The sequence below is a fragment of the Paracoccus halophilus genome, from assembly GCF_000763905.1.
Lineage (GTDB): Bacteria > Pseudomonadota > Alphaproteobacteria > Rhodobacterales > Rhodobacteraceae > Paracoccus > Paracoccus halophilus.
In genome coordinates this window covers 1-2,465 of the sequence record NZ_JRKN01000078.1, presented here as the reverse complement: position 1 = coordinate 2,465, position 2,465 = coordinate 1, and the positions used below count along the sequence as shown (strand labels likewise).

Annotated in this window: 4 protein-coding genes; all 4 read left to right on the top strand. The window is 61.7% G+C overall.

Translation table 11 applies throughout. From position 1 onward, the window contains the following. On the top strand, positions 1-405 hold a 405-nt coding region (locus IT41_RS19090; RefSeq protein WP_139221807.1), incomplete at its 5' end, for a cell division cycle protein 123 family protein. An 18-nt stretch (positions 406-423) separates the two neighbouring features. Beyond that, on the top strand, positions 424-705 hold the full coding sequence (locus IT41_RS19085) for a PAAR domain-containing protein (protein ID WP_036744333.1): 282 nt from the start codon (positions 424-426) through the stop codon (positions 703-705). A gap of 34 nt (positions 706-739) precedes the next feature. Then, entirely contained in the window at positions 740-2,083 is a 1,344-nt protein-coding gene (locus IT41_RS19080; protein WP_036744331.1) for a hypothetical protein, read from the top strand. A 122-nt stretch (positions 2,084-2,205) separates the two neighbouring features. After that, positions 2,206-2,465: transposase (locus tag IT41_RS19075; RefSeq protein ID WP_036744335.1), on the top strand; the 260-nt coding region annotated here is incomplete at its 3' end.

Sequence of the window (2,465 nt, the reverse complement as noted above, 5' to 3'; positions counted from 1 at the left end):
TGGCACGACATCCCCCTTTGGTCCGAATTCCGCATCTTCATTCGCGACCGCCGCGTCATTGGCATTTCGCAATATCACCATCAGTCGGGCTTTGCCGAGATCCCGGCCAACGAGCGCGCGATCAAGGCCTCGCTGTCCGATTTCTGCCGCGATCTGCTCGATGCACTGCATATGGAGACTGTGGTCGCGGATGTCTTTGTCGAGCGTCAGGACAATGGCAGCTTCAAGACCACGCTGATCGAGCTGAACCCCTTCATCCAGCGCACGGATCCCTGCCTTTACACCTGGAAGAACGGTGGCGATTTCGATGGCGGCTTCCGCTATCGTGAGGCGCAGGATCCGCCTCAGGTGGCTTGGACGGGCAGGCAGCAGCTGATCGACGATCCGTGGCGGCTGCCATCGTAAACGCTGGAGGAATGTCAAATGGGTAAACCAATAGCACTTGTCGGCCACCCGCATACCTGCCCGATCCATGGCGGCGGTCCGGTGATGAATCCGGGGCAGGCTTTCGTCAGGTTCAACGGCATCCCGCTTGCCGTCGAAGGGGGGCAATGTGGTTGTCCCGGGTCGCCCCCGCTGCCGGATCCGATGGCGAAGGGCTCCGGCATGGTAAAGATCAACGGGTGCGGCGTGATGCGCATCGGCGACAAGACTGGGCATGGCGGCAGGATCGCGATGGGTATTCCGACGCTGAAATCCGACTGACCCCGACGTGGATGGTGAAGGGGCGGTGACGCAAATGACCGGGCGCAACGACATATCCGGCCTTCTGGGCTTTATCGGGCGGGACGAGGTCTGGCATGAGCGCCTGCAGGATGCGGTCGCCGAACATCTGTTGCCTGCGCTTGAGGAGTTCGATCTGGACCATGATGATCTCGCCGAACTTCTGGGCGAGCAATGGTCGGGCGTGCTGTGGGGCTGCGGTTTCGAGGATTTCCTTGGCCGCCATTATGATGACGGCAATATCGTCGACCTTTACCTGAAGCGCCGGGGCTGGAAGGAAAGCGTGCTGAACCGCGCCTATTTCGCGGCGCTGCGCGACACGCCGGTCAGTCTCTATGAGGTGAGCGACGTCCGGCCCGGCACCTCGATGGTGCTGCGTGACCTGCTGACGGATACGGGGCCCGTCACTGTGCGCGAGAAATCCGCCAGTCGCACGCTGAAACAATGGGACCGGATCGCCGTTCGCGTGGTGGCCGAGCGCGATCATCATGTGATTTCCGGTGCCTTGCTGCCCTTCTCGGCCGAGGCCACCGATCTGCTGCTCTCGGGTTTGCGCGATGCGTTGAAGCTGAAGAAGCGCGATAAGTTGCGGCTCACGCCTGAGCAGCTGTCGGGCTGCGCACCGATCTTCACCGCCGCCTGGCTGTTCACGGAAGTTGGCCATGCGCTCGATCCTGCCGTGCCGGAACTCTGCAATTCGGACGGCGATGAGGTGAAGTTCCACGACCTGCGCTTCCCCTTCGCCGCCGGCGTGACGCAGAAGGATGTCGCGACGCGGTTGGACAGGGTGAAGGCGCTTCTGCCCGAGGGTCCGAAATTCTGGAACTGGATAGCCGCCGGCAAGGGGCGCGGGCCAAGGCCTGCAAGCGGCACCACGCTGGAAAGCAGGATGGAGACCGGGGAAACGGTGCTGGGGACGCTGGAGCTGAAGGGCAAGGCGCTGCTGGTCAGCGTCAACTCGGCTAGGCGCGCGAAGAAGGTCGAAGCGCTGGTGAGCAAGGCGGTGGGCGCGCTTCTGAAACCTCCGCTGACCACGATCCGGACCATCGAGCAGATGATGGCCGCGCGGCGCAGCGACGAGTCTGGGGATGCTGCTGACGACATCCCGCCGGGGATCATGCAGCAGATCGCTCGGGACTACATGGATCGCCACTACCGCGAAACGCTGGACGCGCCATTACCCATGCTGGGTGGTAAGTCGCCCCGTCAGGCGGCGCGCAGCGCGGTCGGGCGTGAAAAGGTGGTCGAATGGCTGAAATATCTGGAGAACGGCAATGCCCGCCGTGAAGGGGGAGCCATCGCCGAGTACGATTTCGGCTGGATGTGGGCCGAACTCGGGCTGGAAGGACATAGGAAATGAGCACCATTTGTCCGAAGTTTCCGTGATGATCTGATGGTTTCGAAAACGTTCACCTCAACGCCGCCGCAAGCCTCCCCCTGTGAAGTCGTCCGCGGTAATAGTCAGGAAACGGAGGGCCGAAGATGGGAACGAAGCGACCGAAGCCGGAAGAGATTGTGTCGAAGTTACGGCAGGTTGAGGTTCTGATGGGGCAAGGAATGTTCCGTCTGGACGCGATCAGGCGGATCGGTGTTGTCGAACAGACCTATTACCGCTGGCGCAAGCAATATGGTGGGATGGGCGTGGATCAGTTGAAGGAACTGAAGCGGCTGCAGTTGGAGAATGAACGGCTCCGACGCGCAGTTTCGGATCTGACGCTGGGCAAACTTATTTTGGCGGAGGC